At 61.1% G+C, this 17,646-nt stretch carries 15 protein-coding genes; 6 read left to right on the forward strand and 9 right to left on the reverse strand.

The genetic code is table 11. From position 1 onward, the window contains the following. Window position 1: 1 nt before the first annotated feature. From ABQX22_RS02095 to ABQX22_RS02115, 5 genes are all read right to left on the reverse strand, one after another. Complete coding sequence (locus tag ABQX22_RS02095) at window positions 2-778, reverse strand: fimbrial biogenesis chaperone (RefSeq protein WP_349795993.1); 777 nt, start codon at window positions 776-778, stop codon at window positions 2-4. Further along, window positions 775-3,384 carry a fimbria/pilus outer membrane usher protein gene (locus ABQX22_RS02100; RefSeq protein ID WP_349795995.1) on the reverse strand — a complete coding sequence of 870 codons (2,610 nt, stop codon included), beginning with the start codon at window positions 3,382-3,384 and terminating at the stop codon, window positions 775-777. The genes ABQX22_RS02095 and ABQX22_RS02100 overlap by 4 nt, the downstream gene beginning before the upstream one ends. A 129-nt stretch (window positions 3,385-3,513) precedes the next feature. Beyond that, entirely contained in the window at window positions 3,514-4,266 is a 753-nt protein-coding gene (locus ABQX22_RS02105; protein ID WP_349795997.1) for a fimbrial biogenesis chaperone, read from the reverse strand. 63 nt (window positions 4,267-4,329) lie between these two features. After that, complete coding sequence (locus tag ABQX22_RS02110; RefSeq protein ID WP_349795999.1) at window positions 4,330-4,917, reverse strand: fimbrial protein; 588 nt, start codon at window positions 4,915-4,917, stop codon at window positions 4,330-4,332. Window positions 4,918-5,270: 353 nt separating this feature from the next. Next, complete coding sequence (locus ABQX22_RS02115) at window positions 5,271-5,594, reverse strand: hypothetical protein (RefSeq protein WP_349796001.1); 324 nt, start codon at window positions 5,592-5,594, stop codon at window positions 5,271-5,273. 294 nt (window positions 5,595-5,888) lie between these two features. Here ABQX22_RS02115 and ABQX22_RS02120 point away from each other — a divergent pair, with 294 nt between their 5' ends. The 4 genes from ABQX22_RS02120 to ABQX22_RS02135 are packed head-to-tail and all read left to right on the forward strand — an operon-like array spanning window position 5,889 to window position 12,231. Then, a complete protein-coding gene (locus ABQX22_RS02120) occupies window positions 5,889-7,049 on the forward strand; it encodes an efflux RND transporter periplasmic adaptor subunit (RefSeq protein WP_349796003.1) in 1,161 nt (386 codons plus the stop codon). Further along, on the forward strand, window positions 7,046-10,189 hold the full coding sequence (locus tag ABQX22_RS02125; protein ID WP_349796005.1) for a multidrug efflux RND transporter permease subunit: 3,144 nt from the start codon (window positions 7,046-7,048) through the stop codon (window positions 10,187-10,189). Before ABQX22_RS02120 ends, ABQX22_RS02125 begins: the two co-directional genes overlap by 4 nt. A 10-nt stretch (window positions 10,190-10,199) precedes the next feature. After that, window positions 10,200-10,877: a heavy metal response regulator transcription factor gene (locus ABQX22_RS02130; protein ID WP_349796007.1), complete on the forward strand. Its 678-nt coding sequence runs from the start codon at window positions 10,200-10,202 to the stop codon at window positions 10,875-10,877. Continuing rightward, window positions 10,867-12,231: a heavy metal sensor histidine kinase gene (locus tag ABQX22_RS02135; RefSeq protein WP_349796009.1), complete on the forward strand. Its 1,365-nt coding sequence runs from the start codon at window positions 10,867-10,869 to the stop codon at window positions 12,229-12,231. Before ABQX22_RS02130 ends, ABQX22_RS02135 begins: the two co-directional genes overlap by 11 nt. Before the next feature lie 82 nt (window positions 12,232-12,313). On the opposite strand, the gene ABQX22_RS02140 is transcribed toward ABQX22_RS02135, so the two are convergent. Beyond that, entirely contained in the window at window positions 12,314-12,784 is a 471-nt protein-coding gene (locus ABQX22_RS02140; protein WP_349796011.1) for a PA2169 family four-helix-bundle protein, read from the reverse strand. Window positions 12,785-13,034: 250 nt separating this feature from the next. Between ABQX22_RS02140 and ABQX22_RS02145 the strand changes: the two genes are divergently transcribed. Beyond that, window positions 13,035-13,310 carry a DUF3820 family protein gene (locus ABQX22_RS02145; RefSeq protein WP_349796013.1) on the forward strand — a complete coding sequence of 92 codons (276 nt, stop codon included), beginning with the start codon at window positions 13,035-13,037 and terminating at the stop codon, window positions 13,308-13,310. Between the two features lie 3 nt (window positions 13,311-13,313). Further along, window positions 13,314-14,522, forward strand: a complete 1,209-nt coding sequence (locus tag ABQX22_RS02150; protein WP_349796015.1) for an aminotransferase class V-fold PLP-dependent enzyme — start codon at window positions 13,314-13,316, stop codon at window positions 14,520-14,522. Between the two features lie 163 nt (window positions 14,523-14,685). Here ABQX22_RS02150 and ABQX22_RS02155 read toward each other — a convergent pair whose 3' ends face one another. Genes ABQX22_RS02155 through zwf form a run of 3 tightly spaced genes read right to left on the reverse strand, consistent with a single transcriptional unit; the run spans window position 14,686 to window position 17,556 of the window. Beyond that, window positions 14,686-15,360: a bifunctional 4-hydroxy-2-oxoglutarate aldolase/2-dehydro-3-deoxy-phosphogluconate aldolase gene (locus tag ABQX22_RS02155; protein WP_349796017.1), complete on the reverse strand. Its 675-nt coding sequence runs from the start codon at window positions 15,358-15,360 to the stop codon at window positions 14,686-14,688. Between the two features lie 17 nt (window positions 15,361-15,377). Continuing rightward, complete coding sequence (gene pgl / locus ABQX22_RS02160; RefSeq protein ID WP_349796019.1) at window positions 15,378-16,100, reverse strand: 6-phosphogluconolactonase; 723 nt, start codon at window positions 16,098-16,100, stop codon at window positions 15,378-15,380. Then, window positions 16,087-17,556 (reverse strand): glucose-6-phosphate dehydrogenase, encoded by a 1,470-nt coding sequence (gene zwf / locus ABQX22_RS02165; RefSeq protein WP_349796021.1) that lies wholly within the window; start codon window positions 17,554-17,556, stop codon window positions 16,087-16,089. Before zwf ends, pgl begins: the two co-directional genes overlap by 14 nt. Window positions 17,557-17,646: the final 90 nt, after the last annotated feature.

The raw sequence follows: 17,646 nt of genomic DNA on the forward strand, positions 1-17,646 counted from the left end.
CTCAGCATTTCCCTATGGGTGGGTGCACGATCCCGCTTGATAATTGAGCGTTGACCGGCTTATCGGGATTCAGGTCGGCGCAAAAATCACGCTGCCCGCCGTAGTCAGTCAGCGCTTTGAATGAAAGCCGCGTTGCCGGTGATAACCGGGCCAAGGACAGGGACGTCGCTTCCCCGGGCTTGAGCAGCCAGTCGTCCTTGACCGGCAGTCCATCAAGCTGCACGTCCAGCAGCGACACGTGAAACGGCGTCGGGTTATGCACCCGCAGTTCAGACGCGCCGCCAGGCCCCGTCGCCAGTTGCCATGACAGTGCCTGCGCCGCGTCTGCCGGGTTGCCAATCAGACCCGCGGGCCGATAGAACACGTTGATGCGCTGCCGCACAGCGATGGTCAGTTGCTGCCGGGCATCACTGCGGCGCGGGATTTCCATCACGTACAGATGCAACAGGGACTCGCGCTCTGACGGCATGCCCACGCCTTGGTACAGCAGCCGTAACGACTGCTTGCCCTGAGCGGGCAAATGCACCAGATGCGGGGTCACCACAAACGGCAGATCGCCGGGGCGGGTGGCGTCCTCACTGGCATCGCTCAGCCAGGCCTGCAACAGCACTTCTGAAGCGCCCTGATTGCTGGCCTGGATACTGACTTCACGAAAGCGACCATCGAAGATCAGCCGCGTGCCCGCCAGCGATACCGCCGCGTGACCCTGCGCACTGAGTAACAGACCCAGACAGAGCAGAGCCAGCCACGACGCGACGGCCGTTCTGACGCGACTCACTGGCACACCACGTTGAGCCGTTCATAGCTGCGCTGCGGGTCCCGGGGTCCCAGACTGAACGCCGCGCTGCAGTGTTGATCCGACCAGCTGACATTAAGCTCGCCCTGATCGACCTCGCTCAGCACCAACGCGCGACTGGTAGGGTCCACCGCTGCCAGCACCTTGCCCTGACCGTCTTTGACCACGGCGCCCAACGGCAACTTGCTGCCATCAGCGCGCATCAGCTCAAATTGCACGCGCCGGCCCACCGAGGCCTTGAAGGTCACCAGGGGCATGGCGCCGCGCCTCGGGACGATTTGCGACACGGCGTTTTCCAGCTCGACGTCGGCGCCAAGCTGGCGCGTATCGAGGGTGACCCAGTTGGTTCGATAAGGCTGGGCGTAGGGCAAGACCGCGTAGCCATTGCTGGCGGTCTGCACGTTGCTGTAATTGGTCAGCTTCGCCCCGCCGACATCTTTTACCTGAACCAGCGCGAAGGTTTCCCCCAGGGTTTGCCCCAGGTTCACGCCCCCGGCATGGGCCACCACCGAACCCGCCGCGCCCAAGGAGAGACTCCGGTACTGCGCGCCCTGACCGTAGCCGGCGTCAAAGCGCCCGAACGGCGTCGTGGTATTGAGCTTGCCGAAGCCTGATGAGCCCGAACGGTTGTCGTGTCCGGCCTGCAGTGAATAGAACGTGTCGCGGTCGTCGAACACCTGGCCGCTTAACCCGCTCTGGCCACTGTAATCCCCCGCGCTGTCGCGCACCGCATTGAAGGACAACCGCGACGCGCCCGGATTGTCGCCCAGCGGCAGGCTAAAGGTGAGCGCGACCCTGTTGTCGGTGGCGCTCTGGCCACTTCGGTCGAAGGTTTGATTACGCTCCAGAGACAGGTTGTAGCTGAGCGAACGCCAACTGGCGTTGTAGGAAAGGTACAGCTGCCGCGTCTTTCCGGTCATGTCCCAATAACGCTGCTCCGAGCCGGTCAACGTCAGCGACCCGGAAGTTTTGGGCAAGGCCTGGGTCACGCTCAGTTCGAGCCGATCCTTGGCTCGACCGGCGCCATAGCGGCCAATACGGTTGTCCCGTTCATCGACGTGTTCGTCCAGCGACCGATATTGATCGGTGGAATAGCGATAACCGGCCACCGCCAGGGTGGTGTGCGTCAGGTCTAACGTGTTGGCGTAGCGCAGTCGCAGGCTTTGCCCGCTTAGGGTTTGCTCGCGCTGCTGACTGACCGAATGCGTCAGGTCCGCTGACAGCGCGCCAAAGCCGGTATTGATTCCCGCCCCCAGATTGCCGGCCCGATACGCCTCGGCTATCTGCAGCCCGCCAAATCCGGTGACGCGATCACTCACGCCATAGATCAGCGTGCCGCTGGCAAAGTGCGGCGCGGTGCCGTTTTCCCCATGGCTGTCGTACGCCCCCGCAGCCAGGCTGTAGCGAAAGGCGCCCGCCGGGACCATGATCGGCAACGACGCGTAGGCCTGGATAAACACGCGCTTGCGCCCATCGGCCTCGATCACGGTGACTTCCAGATCCCCGTTGGAGCCGCTTGGGTAGATGTCGGAAATCTCGAAGGGCCCGGGCGACACATTGCCGCTGTAGAGCATGAAGCCGTTCTGCCGGACTTCGACGGTGGCCTGGGTGTCGGCAATGCCGCGAATGATCGGTGCATACGCGCGCTCGCTGTCAGGCAACATGCCGTCGTCGGACATGAGCATGGCGCCACGAAACCGCACACTGTCGAAAACCTGTGAATCGGTAAAGGTCTCGCCGAGCGTCAGCTGGCTGTTGAGCGCAGTGATATCGCGCTGCACAAACGTACGGTTGCTGCTGAAGCGATAAGGTTGCCCGTCGCTATAGACCAGCGACGATTCGTTGCGAAGACGCCACGCACCCAGGTTAATGCCGTTGCGCAGGCCCAGGTAATACTGATCGGCGCTCTGCCCGCGATTGCTGCGCCGTGAGCCGCTGAAGCTGTAGTTGATGAAACCTGCGGTTTCACCCTGATCCCACAAGTCCGGCGGGACGTAGCCCTTGGCGCTGCGGGACATGGAGGCCTGCGGCACGCTGATGTTGAGGCGCAGGTTGTTGGGCTGGTAATCGACCCGCGCAAACTCGACCCGCGCAGGCAAATCGAAACAGCTGGCGGAGGATTCGCTCGCGCCCGCCTCCTTGAGCCGCGTGCTGTCCAGGCCGAACTGCACCAGCATCTCCAGCGTCAGGCAAGGCTCTATCGCACCGGTGACGGGGTTGGCGCTGAAGGTAATGTCCCGTCGTCCGCTCAGGCCGCGATTGACGAATACGTCCACGCGATACGTGCCTGGCACCACACTGGCGCCCTCCAGAAACGCCTGGAGATCCGGGGGTTGGTCGCTGCCTTGAATGAAGGCGGTATTGAACCGCGCATGTGCAGGCTTGCCGCGCTGCTCGACCGGTTGCCCGGTGGCGTATTCAGCGATGGCTGCGTCCGGAAACCCGATGGCCACGCTGGCAGCCATGGCCATAAGCATCGGCATGGATGCGCGGCTGGCCGGGGGTCGGCTCTGGCGTTTCAGGCGCAGTGCTTCAGCCAGTGCCAACGCCGAAACCAGTCCTTTGTTGTCGTTGTCTCGCCGTTCCATTAGCAGGTATCACTCGATTTCGGGTATCAGTGCGCGGTTGAATCCTTTCGCCCGGCGCGCGACGTATGAGCGCCAGCAGTGCCGCTCAAAAAGGGTAGAAAAGGGCAAAACCCGGCCAGCGGTCAGACGCTAGTCAGGTTGGGGGACGGCTTTTGTCGCCAGCTTTGATGAGGCGTCAGCCAACACCGCGTGATAAGGCACTTGAGCGCCGAAATCATTGATGGCGATGAAGCGCAGGGTGGCCGGATCGCGTTGTGCGGAGTGTTCGATCGGGAACCTCACACGCTGCAAGGGCGCCAGCATTCGGCTGTCTTCCTGAAGCAAGCGTGTCGCCCCGCGCTGCACACCGATCTGGACCATCGACACGTGGTAGGGGCCGGGGTTACTCACCTCCAGCGTGCCGCCGTCGATGAGTCGCCATTCAAGATTTCCTGGCGCCTCCAGAGGGTCGCCCGGCAGCCCGACCGGACGGAAAAACACCTTGATGCGCTGCCTGATCGCGATCTGCAGCACGTTTTCATCAGCGGTCTGCGGGATCTCCTGAACGTTGAGCCAGAACACCGATTCGCGGTGCTGCGGCAAACCACTGCCGGCATAAATGATCCGCACCAGTTGTTTGGCGTTGCCCGACATCCGGGTCAGGGCGGGCGTGATCACGAACGGCAAACCGGCCGGGTCGGCGTCCGGGTTTTCGACGTCCGATTCCAGCCATGACTGGGCAAGGATTTCGCCTGAGCCGCTGTTTTGAATGCCCAGACTGACTTCCTTGTCTGTGGCCGGATAAATGACCCGCGTCGTATTGAGCACGATGCCCGCCTGGACGCTGATCGCCAGCGTCATACCCAGCAACAGCGTAAGGCTGCGAATGAAAATAGGGCGCATGAGGGCCTCTCCTTGTCTCTCGAGGAGGGGCAGAGCAAGCAAGGCCCGCTCTGCCCGGTTGCCTTATTCGTAATCCAGCACGAAAGGCAGGAAGCCGTCTGCGTTACCAGGGTTGGTCGCGGCGGCCGAACCGTTGAGCGCGTATACAGCAGCGAAATTGAGTTCAGCTGTAGCGCCGTCGCCCTGCTTGACCAGTGCGGCATCGATGGTTTCGTTGCCGCTCAGGTCCATGAACTCGTTCGAAGAGTTGAGCATCGCGATGCCGACGCCATCTGCCGCGCCCGTGGTGCGAAGCAGTGTCTGGTCACTGTTGTCCAGGCCGCTGCCCTGACGGGCGACGAAGCGCATTTTGACGGTGTTGTACTGAGCGGCGCCGGCCGAGCAGTTGACCAACAGCTGGATCGGCGAAGCGGTTTCGATTTTGTTGTCGGCCGGACGGCCAATGTCGGTGAAGGAAACGTTGCCCAGATCAACGTTGATCTCGCCTGGGTTGTTGCCGGCGCTGGCACCGGAGCCTGCGCCGACGTCGCAGGAGATGTTGGTGAGGGTGCCGGTGAGAACCAGTTTGCCGTTGTTTGCGGCATTGGCGCTGCCTGCTGCAGCCAGACCCAGTGCTGCCAATACGGCCAGAGAGAGAGACATTTTTTTCATGCTAACGACAATCCTTGTGTTAATTCGAGTGTGCCCTCAGGGGACGCCAGAACTATAAGCGGATGTCTTATTAGCGGCTGTCAGGATTGGGAGTTAGGGGATTCAGAATTGACAGTGGCAAGCGCAAGACTTTTCCGTAGGAATAAGTCGGACGCCTCTGGAAGCCACAGCACACAAGGGCTGCAGAGCATGACGGCATAAATAGTGTGGGCAAAACGTAGTAACTGTTCGCACGGGCGGAGCGTTGGCAAATCGGGGCGGCGCCGTTTGCCAGACGCAAAAACGCCAGCCGCATCGTGGGTCAATGCGTCTGGCGTCAGGGCTTGAAGCTTCGGTTCAAGACATCGGCGTCGTTACGGGTAGGTCAGCGTCATGACGCCCAGGCGGCTTTTTGCGTTGTCCGAGGCACGCTCGGCGTAATACGCTTGCAGCGGCAGCTTTTGCTGGCCACACGCGGTGCGGAAGAGATCGGGGGCCGGTGCGCGCTGCCCATCGGCCTTCAGCGAGACCACCCCCTGTTGGACCTGACCAGCCGCAGCCGACGTGTTGCATCCGCCGTTGACCATGGCACCCTTGAACGCCACCCCGTTTTCACTCGCAATAGCCTGGCCCGACATCAGGCAAGCCCAGACACACGCGGCTGAATAGAACTGTAAACCTGCCTTTGTAACACCCATCGCCGTACTCCAGTGTGAGGGACTCGCCTGCTTGGTGGAATTGAGCGGGGGCCCACTTCCTGAGTACACAATGACCTGACCGGCAAGTCCCGAGCGTTCGGGCACGTCCTGATCGATACTCACGTTCTCTAACTACGTATCGCCCTCGTGCAGGTTTTCTTGATGCCTGGCCATGTTCTGCTCGTCGCTTGCTGACAATATTGACAGGTGACAGTCATTTTGCTGACCGGGTCAAAGGGCTATAAAGAAGGCCTCAGTTGTCCTCGATCACCCATTCGCTGGCGTTAACCGTGTATGCACAAAAAGACAAAGATTTTCGTCCTGGCTGCGGGCATCGTGGCGCTATTGGCAGTGGGTAGCTGGACGTATACCCGCCCGGCCACCGCCAAGGTCAGCGCCCCGGTCGCGGTGCCGGTACGGGTAGTGAATGTGGTGCAAGAGGATGTGCCGCGCTTCGTCACCGGCATCGGATCGGTGCTGTCGTTGCAGAGCGTGATGATCCGCCCGCAAGTGGACGGCATCCTGACCCGGCTGCTGGTCAAGGAGGGCCAACAGGTCAAGGCGGGTGACCTGCTCGCCACCATCGATGACCGCTCGATCCGCGCAACACTGGAGCAGGCCAAGGCCCAGCTGGCCCAGAGCCAGGCGCAACTTGACGTCGCGCTGCTGGACTTGAAACGCTACAAAACCCTCAGCACGGACAACAGCATTTCCAGGCAGCAATACGATCAGCAACAAGCCCTGGTCAATCAGCTCAAAGCCACTGCCGCCGGCAATCAGGCCTCGATCAACGCCTCTCAGGTCCAGCTGTCCTACACACAAATACGCTCGCCGGTGACAGGCCGGGTCGGCATCCGCAACGTGGATGAGGGTAATTTCCTGCGCGTCAGCGATACCCAGGGGCTGTTTTCAGTCACCCAGATTGACCCGGTATCGGTCACGTTTTCGCTGCCGCAACAGATGCTGCCGACCCTGCAAGGCTTGATCAGCGCCAAGGCCCCCGCCTCGGTCAAAGCCTACCTGGGCGAAGGCGCGACCGGCACGTTGCTCGGTGACGGCAAGCTGACCCTGATCGACAACCAGGTCGTCGCGGCGACCGGCACCATCCGCGCCAAGGCCGAGTTCGCCAACCCCGCCGAGAAGCTCTGGCCCGGGCAGCTGGTGACCGTGAAGATCCAGACCGCCATCGACCGTGACGCCCTCAAAGTCCCGCCGCAGGTGGTGCAACGCGGCGCCGAGCATCACTACGTGTACCGGGTCAAAGGCGACAGCGTGGAGATCGTGCCGGTCAAAGTGCTGTATCAGGACAGCAATCAGGTGCTCATCAGTGGCGTTAACGCCCAGGACGTCTTGATCAGCGATGGTCAATCCAGACTCAAGGCGGGCTCGCGCATTGAAGTGGTCAAGGCGCCCACCGATGAAGCCCTGGCTGACACGGCGGAGCGCTCCAAATGAAAGGCCACGGTTCGATTTCAGCCTGGTGCGTGAACCACCCGGTCGCCACGATCCTGCTGACGTTCGCCCTGGTCTTACTGGGGCTGATTGCCTTTCCGCGGCTGCCAGTGGCGCCCTTGCCGGAAGCTGAATTCCCGACCATCCAGGTGTCGGCCCAGTTGCCCGGTGCCAGCCCGGAAACCATGGCCTCCTCGGTCGCCACGCCGCTGGAAGTGCAATTCAGCGCCATCCCCGGCATGACCCAGATGACATCCAGCAGTGCGTTGGGCTCCACCAATCTGACCCTGCAATTTACCCTCAACAAGAGCATCGACACCGCCGCCCAGGAAGTGCAGGCCGCGATCAATACCGCGGCAGGCCGATTGCCCGCCGACCTGCCGAACCTGCCGACCTGGCGCAAAGTGAACCCGGCCGACAGCCCGGTCCTGATCCTCAGCGTCAGTTCCGACCTGATGCCCGGCACCGAGCTCAGCGACGTGACCGAGTCATTGCTCGCCCGCCAACTGAGCCAGGTCAATGGCGTAGGCCAGGTCAACATCGTCGGCCAGCAACGCCCGGCCATCCGGGTCCAGGCGTCTCCGGACAAGCTGGCCTCCATCGGTCTGACCCTCGCTGACCTGCGGGAATCATTGCAACAGACCAGCCTGAACCTGGCCAAAGGCGCGCTGTACGGCCAGAACAGCATTTCCACCCTCGCCTCCAACGATCAGCTGTTCGAAGCCAAGGACTACGAGCAACTGATCGTTTCCTACAAGGACGGCGCACCGGTTCATCTGCAAGACGTGGCCAGAGTGATCAACGGCTCGGAAAACGCCTACGTCACGGCCTGGTCCGGCGACCGGCAAGGCGTGAACATCGTGGTCTTTCGCCAGCCCGGTGCCAACATCGTCGAAACGGTAGACCGCATCCTGTCCGAGCTGCCGCGCCTGCAGGAAATGCTCCCGGCATCGGTGGATGTCTCGGTGCTCAGTGACCGCACCAAAACCATTCGCGCTTCGCTTCACGAAGTGGAAATGACCCTGCTGATCGCAGTGTTGCTGGTGATTGCAGTGATGGCGCTGTTCCTGCGGCAGCTGTCGGCCACCCTGATCGTGACGGCCGTGCTGGCGGTTTCGCTGATCGCCAGTTTCGCGCTGATGTACATCATGGGCTTCAGCCTGAACAACCTGACGCTGGTGGCGATCGTGGTGGCGGTTGGCTTTGTGGTGGACGACGCGATTGTGGTGGTGGAGAACATCCACCGTCATCTGGAAGCCGGCGAAAACATGCGCGATGCCGCCATCAAGGGCGCCGGGGAAATCGGCTTCACCGTGGTGTCCATCAGCTTCTCGCTGATTGCCGCGTTCATTCCGTTGCTGTTCATGGGCGGCGTGGTCGGGCGGCTGTTCAAAGAGTTCGCCCTGACCGCGACCTCGACCATTCTGATTTCGGTGGTGGTGTCCCTGACGCTGGCGCCCACGCTGGCGGCGCTGTTCATGCGCGCGCCCAAACATGACCCGCACGCCAAGCCAGGCTTCGGCGAGCGTCTGCTGAACCGTTACGCACGCGGGGTGCGCTTCGCCCTCGCTCATCAACGGCTGATGCTGGGCGTGTTCAGCCTGACGCTGGTGCTGGCGGTGGTCGGTTACGTGTTTATTCCCAAGGGCTTCTTTCCGGTCCAGGACACCGGCATGGTCCTGGGAACCAGTGAAGCGGCGGCGGACATTTCCTACCCCGACATGGTCGAGAAGCACAAGGCACTGGCGAAGATCATCGGCGAGGATCCGGCCGTCAAAGCCTTCTCGCATTCGGTCGGCGTCAGTGGCAGTAACCAGACCATCGCCAACGGCCGGTTCTGGATTGCCTTGAAAGATCGCAGCGACCGGGACGTGTCTGCCAGCCAGTTCATTGATCGGCTGCGCCCGAAACTGGCGAAGATTCCCGGCATCGTCCTTTACCTGCGCGCCGGGCAGGACATCAACCTCAGCTCCGGCCCGAGCCGCGCGCAGTATCAATACGTGCTCAAGAGCAATGACGGCCCGCTGCTTAATCTGTGGACCCAGAAACTGACCGAAAAGCTGCGCACAGTCCCGGCATTCCGCGACCTGTCCAACGACTTGCAACTGGGCGGCAGCGTGACCCATCTGGAGATCGATCGCAGTGCGGCGGCGCGTTTCGGGCTGACCACCGCCGATGTTGATCAGGCGCTGTACGACGCCTTCGGGCAGCGCCAGATCAATGAGTTCCAGACCGAAATCAACCAATACAAGGTGATTCTGGAGCTGGATCCCCAGCAGCGAGGCAAGGCCGAAAGCCTGAATTACTTCTACCTGCGCTCGCCGCTGACCAATGAAATGGTGCCACTGTCAGCGCTGGCCAAGGTCGGCGCGCCAGTGATGGGGCCGCTGTCTATTTCCCACGATGGCATGTTCCCGGCCGCCAACCTGTCGTTCAACCTCACGCCCGGCGTAGCGCTGGGCGACGCAGTCATTCTGCTGGATCAGGCGAAGAACGAAATCGGCATGCCCGCATCGATCAACGGCAACTTCCAGGGCGCCGCCCAGGCGTTCCAGAGCTCGTTGGCCAACCAGCCCTGGTTGATTCTGGCGGCGCTGGTGGCGGTGTACATCATTCTTGGCGTCCTATACGAAAGCTTCGTGCACCCGCTGACTATCATTTCCACTCTCCCCTCGGCGGGCATCGGCGCATTGTTGCTGCTGTGGTTGATGGGGCAGGACTTCTCGATCATGGCGCTGATCGGCATCGTCCTGCTGATCGGGATCGTGAAGAAGAACGGCATCCTGCTGGTGGATTTCGCCCTGGACGCTCAACGCAATCGCGGCCTGAGCGCGCAGGATGCGATTTACGAAGCCTGCCTGACGCGCTTCCGGCCCATCATCATGACCACGCTGGCCGCATTGCTCGGTGCCTTGCCGCTGATGCTCGGTTATGGTGTCGGCGCCGAATTGCGTCAGCCGCTGGGGATTGCCGTGGTGGGCGGCCTGTTGGTGAGCCAGGCGCTGACGCTGTTCACCACGCCGGTGATCTACCTGCAACTGGAGCGGCTGTTTCATCGTTCGCGCCCCGTTACTACCGCGACACCCACAGCGACGCCGTCCCCGACCCAGAGACCTGCGGCGACGCTGATAACCGAAAAGTGAGAGTGGACCGATGCGCGTCCTGATTATCGAAGACGAAGAGAAAACCGCTGATTACCTGCACCGCGGCCTGACCGAGCAGGGCTACACGGTGGACGTGGCGCGCGACGGCATCGGCGGTCTGCACATGGCACTCGAATCCGATTATGCCGTGATCATTCTCGACGTCATGCTGCCAGGGCTCGACGGTTACAGCATTCTGCGAGCCCTGCGTGCGCGCAAGCAAACGCCGGTGATCATGCTCACGGCGCGGGAGAACGTTGACGATCGCGTTCGCGGCCTGCGCGAAGGTGCCGACGACTATCTGGGCAAACCGTTTTCGTTTCTCGAACTGGTGGCCCGCCTGCAAGCCTTGACCCGTCGCAGCGGCGGCCACGAGCCGGTCCAGATCAGCATCGCCGACCTGTGGATCGACCTGATCAGCCGCAAGGCCACGCGTGCGGGGTCGCGGCTGGATCTGACCGCCAAAGAGTTTTCGCTGCTCAGCGTGCTGGCCCGCCGGCATGGCGAAATCCTTTCCAAGACCTCCATCGCGGAAATGGTCTGGGACATCAATTTCGACAGTGACGCCAACGTCGTCGAGGTCGCGATCAAGCGCCTGCGCGCCAAGCTTGACGGTCCGTTCGAACAGAAACTGCTGCACACCATTCGTGGCATGGGCTACGTGCTGGAGAGCCGCCGTGTCGACTAACTCCATCGCCCTGCGCCTGAGCGGTTTGTTCGCGCTGGTGGCGTTGCTGGTGTTCGTGCTGATCGGTTCAGCGCTGTACATCCAGGTCGACAAGGGCCTGGGCCTGCTGCCCGAAGCCGAAGTGGATGCGCGCTACAGCGTGCTCGAATCGGCGGTGATGCGTTACGGCAACCCCGAGCACTGGGCCAAGATCAACGCCAAGCTGCGATTGCTCAGCGAAGAGGACAAGCGCCTGCGGTTCTGGGTGGTCAGCGACAACCCGGACTACGAGTTCGGCAACCCCGACCCGGCTATCCGGGCGTTCGCCAAAGGGCCGCTGGGCATGCGCGACCTGAGGCTGGACAACTACGACTACCCCTTCAAAGTGCTGGTCAGCCAGTTTCCGGCCAAGGACCAACGCCCGCCGTTGCGGTTTCTGACGGCCATCGACACCGAGACGTTCTGGCAAACCCAGCATTCGCTGCTGATCGCGTTGATCAGCCTGGTGGCCATTGGCATTGCCATGGCCTGCGCACTGGGTTACTGGGTGGCACGCATCGGTTTGAAGCCGTTGCGCGATCTGTCCCAGGAGGCGCGCAAGCTGGCGCCGCCACGCCTGTCGGGTCGCCTGCAAATGACGCCGCTGCCGCCGGAACTGGATGAATTCGTCAGCTCGTTCAACTCGACCCTCGAACGGGTCGAACAGGCCTATTCGCGTCTGGAGTCGTTCAACGCCGATGTCGCCCACGAGCTGCGCTCGCCCCTGACCAACCTCATCGGCCAGACCCAGGTCGCGCTCACCCGAGGCCGCTCCGCCGACCAGTATTTCGAGGTGCTGCAGTCCAACCTCGAAGAACTGGAACGGCTGCGCTCCATCGTCAACGACATGCTGTTTCTGGCCAGCGCTGATCAAGGCACCAGAGCCACGGCGTTGACCCGCGCTTCACTGGCCGAGGAAGTGGCCACCACGCTGGATTACCTGGATTTCATCCTCGAAGACGCTCAGGTGCGAGTGCACGTCAGGGGCGACGCCAACGTGCCAATCGAGAAAGCACACCTGCGCCGCGCCTTGATCAACCTGCTGCACAACGCCGTTCAGCACACCGACGCGGGTCAGGTCATTCACGTCGACATCCACACCGAAGGCGATCACGTCAGCATCGGCGTCGCCAACCCCGGCAGCCGCATCGCCGGAGAGCACCTGCCCAAACTGTTCGAGCGCTTCTACCGGGTCGACGCCTCGCGCAGCAACAGCGGCGCCAACCACGGCCTGGGCCTGGCCATCGTCAAAGCCATCGCACTGATGCACGGCGGCACCGTGTTTGTGCGCAGTCAGGATGGCGTCAATACGTTTGGGATTAATTTGCCGGTTTGACCGTATGCCTCTGGCCGGAGAACCCTGTATTTCACCCATAAAAAAACGCCGAACAAGTCGGCGTTTTTTTATCGGCTACAACTTAGCTAGCGCGACGAACGCTGTCACGCAGGGCTTTCACTTTATCGTGGTTGGCCTGGGTGCCGGCCAGCTGACGTTGGATCAGGCTGGTGACGTTCACTGGGAGGTTTTTCTCCACAGCTTTTTGCGAAGCTTCTTTGTAAGCTTTCAGCGCGTGGTCTTCACCGCTTTCAACTTCGTTCAGAACAGCTTCATCAGTCTTGCCCGACAGAGCGGATTTCAGCTCTACCCACAGACGGTGTACGCCGCCAGCAGCGCTGGACGAGGTTTCCGGGTCGCCACCAAGTGCGCGGACTTCGGCTTGCAGTTCAGCTACGGCTGTCTTGCATTCGGTCGAACGCGACAGCAGGTACGCTTTAATTTCTGGGTTCTTGGCGTCTTCGGCAGCGGTGTGAAAACCTTTCTCGCCGTCGATGCTGGTTTCGATCAGGTCATTGAGTACCGAGATCGCTTCTTTGTTGATATCAGTCATTTGTCATTTCCTTCATGGCAGGTTGATCGAACTTGTAATACTGAATGCTTTAAAGCTGATGCTTCATCGCTATGCCATGAGTGTTGCAGCGGTCGTGCCAGGTTTTCGTGCGATAATTTATCCTTATAAATCAAGTAGATACGATTTACGCCATACAGTTCCACCAAGCTTTCTGCATGATCTGTCGATTGGCACCGTTGCAGAATGCACGTATCTTCCTAGTTCATTTGAATAGATAAACGGCGCCCTGATGGATCCCGAGAAACTCAAACTTCTGGTGACGCGTGAAATGCCCTACGGCAAATATAAGGGGCGTTTGATTGCGGACCTGCCCGGCCAATACCTGAACTGGTTTGCCCGGGAAGGTTTTCCCAAAGGCGAATTGGGCAGCCTGCTTTCGTTGATGCAGGAGATCGACCACAACGGCTTGTCGGGACTGCTGGATCCATTGCGTACCCGCCCCCGCCAGCCGCTGACCGAGCGTCCGGCCAAAACCACCATCCGCTTTTCCGACAGGGACGATTGATCAATGCCAGACACCCTCCACACAGTGCCAGAGGTCAACGCTCAAGCGCGTGCACGCGACGAAGCGTTTTGGCTGGAAGTGGCGGCTCAATACGAAGTGGCACCGGGCCCGATCAATCTGGAATATGGTTATTTCGGGCGAATGACCCGCAAGGCGCTCAGCAATTACGAAGAAAACCTGGCGTACGTGAACCGCAGCAACTCGGTGTATGTGCGCCAGCAGTTCGATGCGGTGGACAGCGAGGTCATCCGTGGGCAACTGGCACAGTGGGTAGGCGCGCAGACAGCCGAGGTCGCGATCACACGCTGCGCAACGGAAGGCCTGCAGTCGCTGATCCGCAATTACAACGAATTGCGCGCCGGCGACCAATTGCTGATCAGCGACCTGGACTACATGAGCGTGCAAACCGCCATGCGCTGGCTGGCGAAAACGCGAGGTGTGGAGTTGATCGAAATACAGCACGCCCACCCGGCCAGCTACGACGCCATCCTCGACCGCTACCGCGACGCCTTCCAACGTCACCCTCGCCTCAAGCTCATGGCGCTGACCCATGTCACCCACCGTACCGGGCTGGTGATGCCGGTACAGGCCATCGCGCAGCTCGCCAAGGCGCATGGCGTCGACGTGATGCTCGACGGGGCCCACGCCTTGGGCCAACTGGACTTCAACGTGAGCGAGCTGGGGGTGGCGTTTGCCGGGTACAACCTGCAGAAGTGGATCGGCGCGCCGCTGAGTCTGGGCTTTGTGTATGTGGCCAAGGACCGCCTGCTGTCCATCGACCCTGACATGGGCGACGCCCGCTACCCACTTGATGAACTTCTGTCACGCGTACCCTACGGAACGCCCAACATCCCCGCGCTGATGACCTTGCCCACCGTGTTCGAAGAGCACTTTGCCGTCGGGGGCGCAGCGGTCAAGGGCGCGCGGCTCAACTACCTGCGAGACCTGTGGGTCAAGCCCGCCCGGGAGATCGATGGCATCGAGGTGCTGACGCCGGATGACCCGAGGCTCTACTGCGGGATTACGGCTTTCCGGTTCACCCGCCACGCCGATCAAGAGCTGATGATCCAGCGTCTGCTGGATGAACACGGCCTGTTCACCGTGCCTCGTCAGGGCGCTGCGTGCGGTACGTGCATCCGCGTGACGCCAGGCTTCACCACCTCCGCCGATGACATGGCGCGGCTGGTAGAAGCACTGCGCGTATTGGCCTGATCGGTTAACTCAAGACATAAAAAACGGCGCTCCTTTGCAGGGCGCCGCTTATGGCTTGGACGTTTGTAGCCGCGCGCTTGCCCGCGATTGCGCCGTGTCAGCCAATCATCAAGCGGCTGTCACAACGTTATCGCGGGCAAGCGCGCGCCTGCACATCAAGGACTCAATCAAACAGTGCGATGGCCTCGGCGGTGGCATCGGTGATCCGATTCCAGTCGCCGTTCTTCACCCATTCGTTGTCGATCATCCAGGTGCCGCCGACGCACATCACGTTCGGCAGGGCCATGTAGCTTTTGAGGTTGGCGGCGCTGACGCCACCGGTCGGGCAGAAACGCACCTCCGGGAAGGGACCGCCCAGCGCTTTGATTGCGCCGACGCCGCCGCTGATCTCTGCCGGGAACAGCTTGAAGCGGCGATAGCCCAAGGCGTAGCCGATCATAATCTCCGACGCGCTGCTGATGCCGGGAATCAACGGCAATTCGCTTTGCACGGCGGCTTCCAGCAGATCCTGCGTGCTGCCCGGCGTGACGATGAACTGCGAGCCCGCAGCCTCGGCGTCGGCCAGCATACGACGGTCGAGAATAGTGCCAGCCCCTGTGCACAGCTCGGGACGCTGATCACGCAGGATGCGAATGGCCTTGAGCCCGAATTCCGAGCGCAGTGTGACTTCCAGCGCGTTCAGGCCGCCGGCGGCCAGCGCATCGGCCAACGGCAGCACGTCCTGCTCGCGCGCGATGGTGATGACCGGCAGAATCTTCGCTTTCGCGCAGAGTGCGTCGATCTGGGCAATCTTGCTCGCCATGTCATTGAACGGCTGTTTCGCTTGGGTATTTTCCATGGCGGCTGATCCTTTGCTTATGGGCACCAGTAAATCTCGAGAGTCGGGTTGAGAAAGGCACGGATCGGCATTTCAGCGATGTCATCGCCTGCCAGTGCCGTGCGCAGGGTTTCCAGTTTGGCCTGTCCGGAAATCGATAGAATCGGCGACTTTGCCGAGGCCAGAAGTTTGCGGGTCATGGTCAGGCGCTGATGCGGCGTGCTCGGCGCGAGCATGGGCAGACACAAATGCTCGCTGTTCAGGTCCAGCGCGTCGGCCAGATTCGGGCTGTTGGGGAACAACGATGCGGTGTGCCCGTCATCGCCCATGCCCAGCACCAGCACGTCAATGGACGGCATCGATTCCTTGAGTGCGCTGTCAGTGGCAGCCGCCGCTTCGTCCACGGTCCGGGTGGCACGGTACAGGCTGAAGAAGCCCGCCTCGGCCGCCGGGCCCTGAAACAGGTAGCGCTTGACCAGGCCGGCGTTGCTGTCTTCATGCTCGGTTGGCACCCAGCGTTCGTCGGCCAGACTGATCGCGACGCGCGACCACTGAATGGGTTTCTGCGCCAGGGCCTTGAAGAACGCCACCGGGCTTTTGCCGCCTGACACCACCAGCGTCGCAACGCCGTGGGGATTGCTGTTGATGGCCGCCGTCAACAGCTCGGCCACATGATCGGCCAGGCCTTCGGCCAACAAACTCGGGCTGTCGAATTCGGCGGTTTTCAGACCGGCCGGAAATTCAAGTTCACATATCGCCATACCAGGATCTCCCGTCACGCGTAATAAGGGCAATGGAGCTCATCGGACCCCATGAGCCGGCCGGATAAGGCTTGGGCGCATCGCCCGCCTTCTTCCAGCCTGCAATCAGTTGGTCGCACCACTGCCACGCCGATTCGATTTCGTCCTTGCGGACAAACAGGTTTTGGTTGCCGCGCATCACTTCCAGCAACAACCGCTCGTAGGCATCCGGGATCCGCGCGCTGCGGTAGGCATCGGAAAAACTCAGCTGCAGCGGGTTGCTGCGCAGCTGCATGCCCTTGTCCAGACCCTGGTCCTTGGTCATCACCTGCAGCGAGATACCTTCGTCGGGCTGCAAACGGATAATCAGGCGATTGCTGATCTGCAGCCGTTGCTCAGGCGCGAAGATGTAGTGCGGCGGCTCTTTGAAGTGGATCACGATCTGCGACAGCTTTTGCGGCATGCGCTTGCCCGTGCGCAGATAGAACGGCACGCCTGACCAGCGCCAGTTGCGGATGTCGGCGCGGATCGCGACGAAGGTTTCGGTGTCGCTCTGGGTGTTGGAATTCTCTTCTTCCAGATACCCCGGGACCGGCTTGCCTTCGCTGTAGCCGGCGATGTACTGGCCACGCACCACTTGGGTCGCCAGGCGTTCCGGGGTGAACGGCGCCAGCGCTTTAAGCACTTTCACTTTTTCGTCGCGGATGCTGTCGGCGGACAAATCGCTGGGCGGGTCCATTGCAATCAGGCACAGCAGCTGCAGCAGGTGGTTTTGAATCATGTCGCGCAGCTGGCCTGCCTGATCGAAATACCCCCAGCGGCCTTCGATCCCTACTTTCTCCGCCACCGTGATTTCAACGTGGGAGATGTAGTTCTGATTCCACTGGGTTTCGAAGAGGCTGTTGGCAAAGCGCAGGGCAATCAGGTTTTGAACGGTGTCCTTGCCCAGATAGTGGTCAATCCGGTAAACGCGATTTTCCGGGAGGAACTGGGCAACGGCATCGTTGACTCGACGCGACGACGCCAGGTCGTGGCCAATGGGTTTTTCCAGGACGGCACGGGTGCGCTCGGTCAGGTTGACCGACGCCAGGTTTTCGCAGATCGCGCCGTAAACTGACGCGGGGGTGGCGAAATAGGCGATCAGGGTTTCTGCGTCACCGACCGCCTCGGCCAGGGCGACGTAGTCGTCGGCCTTCAGGAAGTCCACGTGCAGGTAACTCAGGCGCGCCTGAAAACGCTCAACGTGTTCGTTTTCGAGTTGGGCTTCAGGGACAAAGCGACGCAGACTCTTGTCGATGTAAGCCAAATGCTCTTCTGGAGTTCCGAGTTCACGAGCCAAGGCTAGAATTTTGGTGTCGGCATGCAGCAGTCCGGCTCGGTCGAGCTGGTACAACGCTGGAAACAATTTGCGGACTGCCAGGTCACCCAAGGCGCCAAACAGGGCAAATGTGCACGGTTCAACCGTAATCGAGAGCATAATGTTGGTTCTTTTATCAAGTTAGGCTACAAATACCTTTTTTAAAGGCGTTACTCAAGGCCATATGTAGTAATAACCACAACATTTCGT

Origin of the sequence: Xanthomonas sp. WHRI 1810A (genome assembly GCF_040202885.1) — a bacterium.
Classification (GTDB): Bacteria; Pseudomonadota; Gammaproteobacteria; order Pseudomonadales; family Pseudomonadaceae; genus Aquipseudomonas.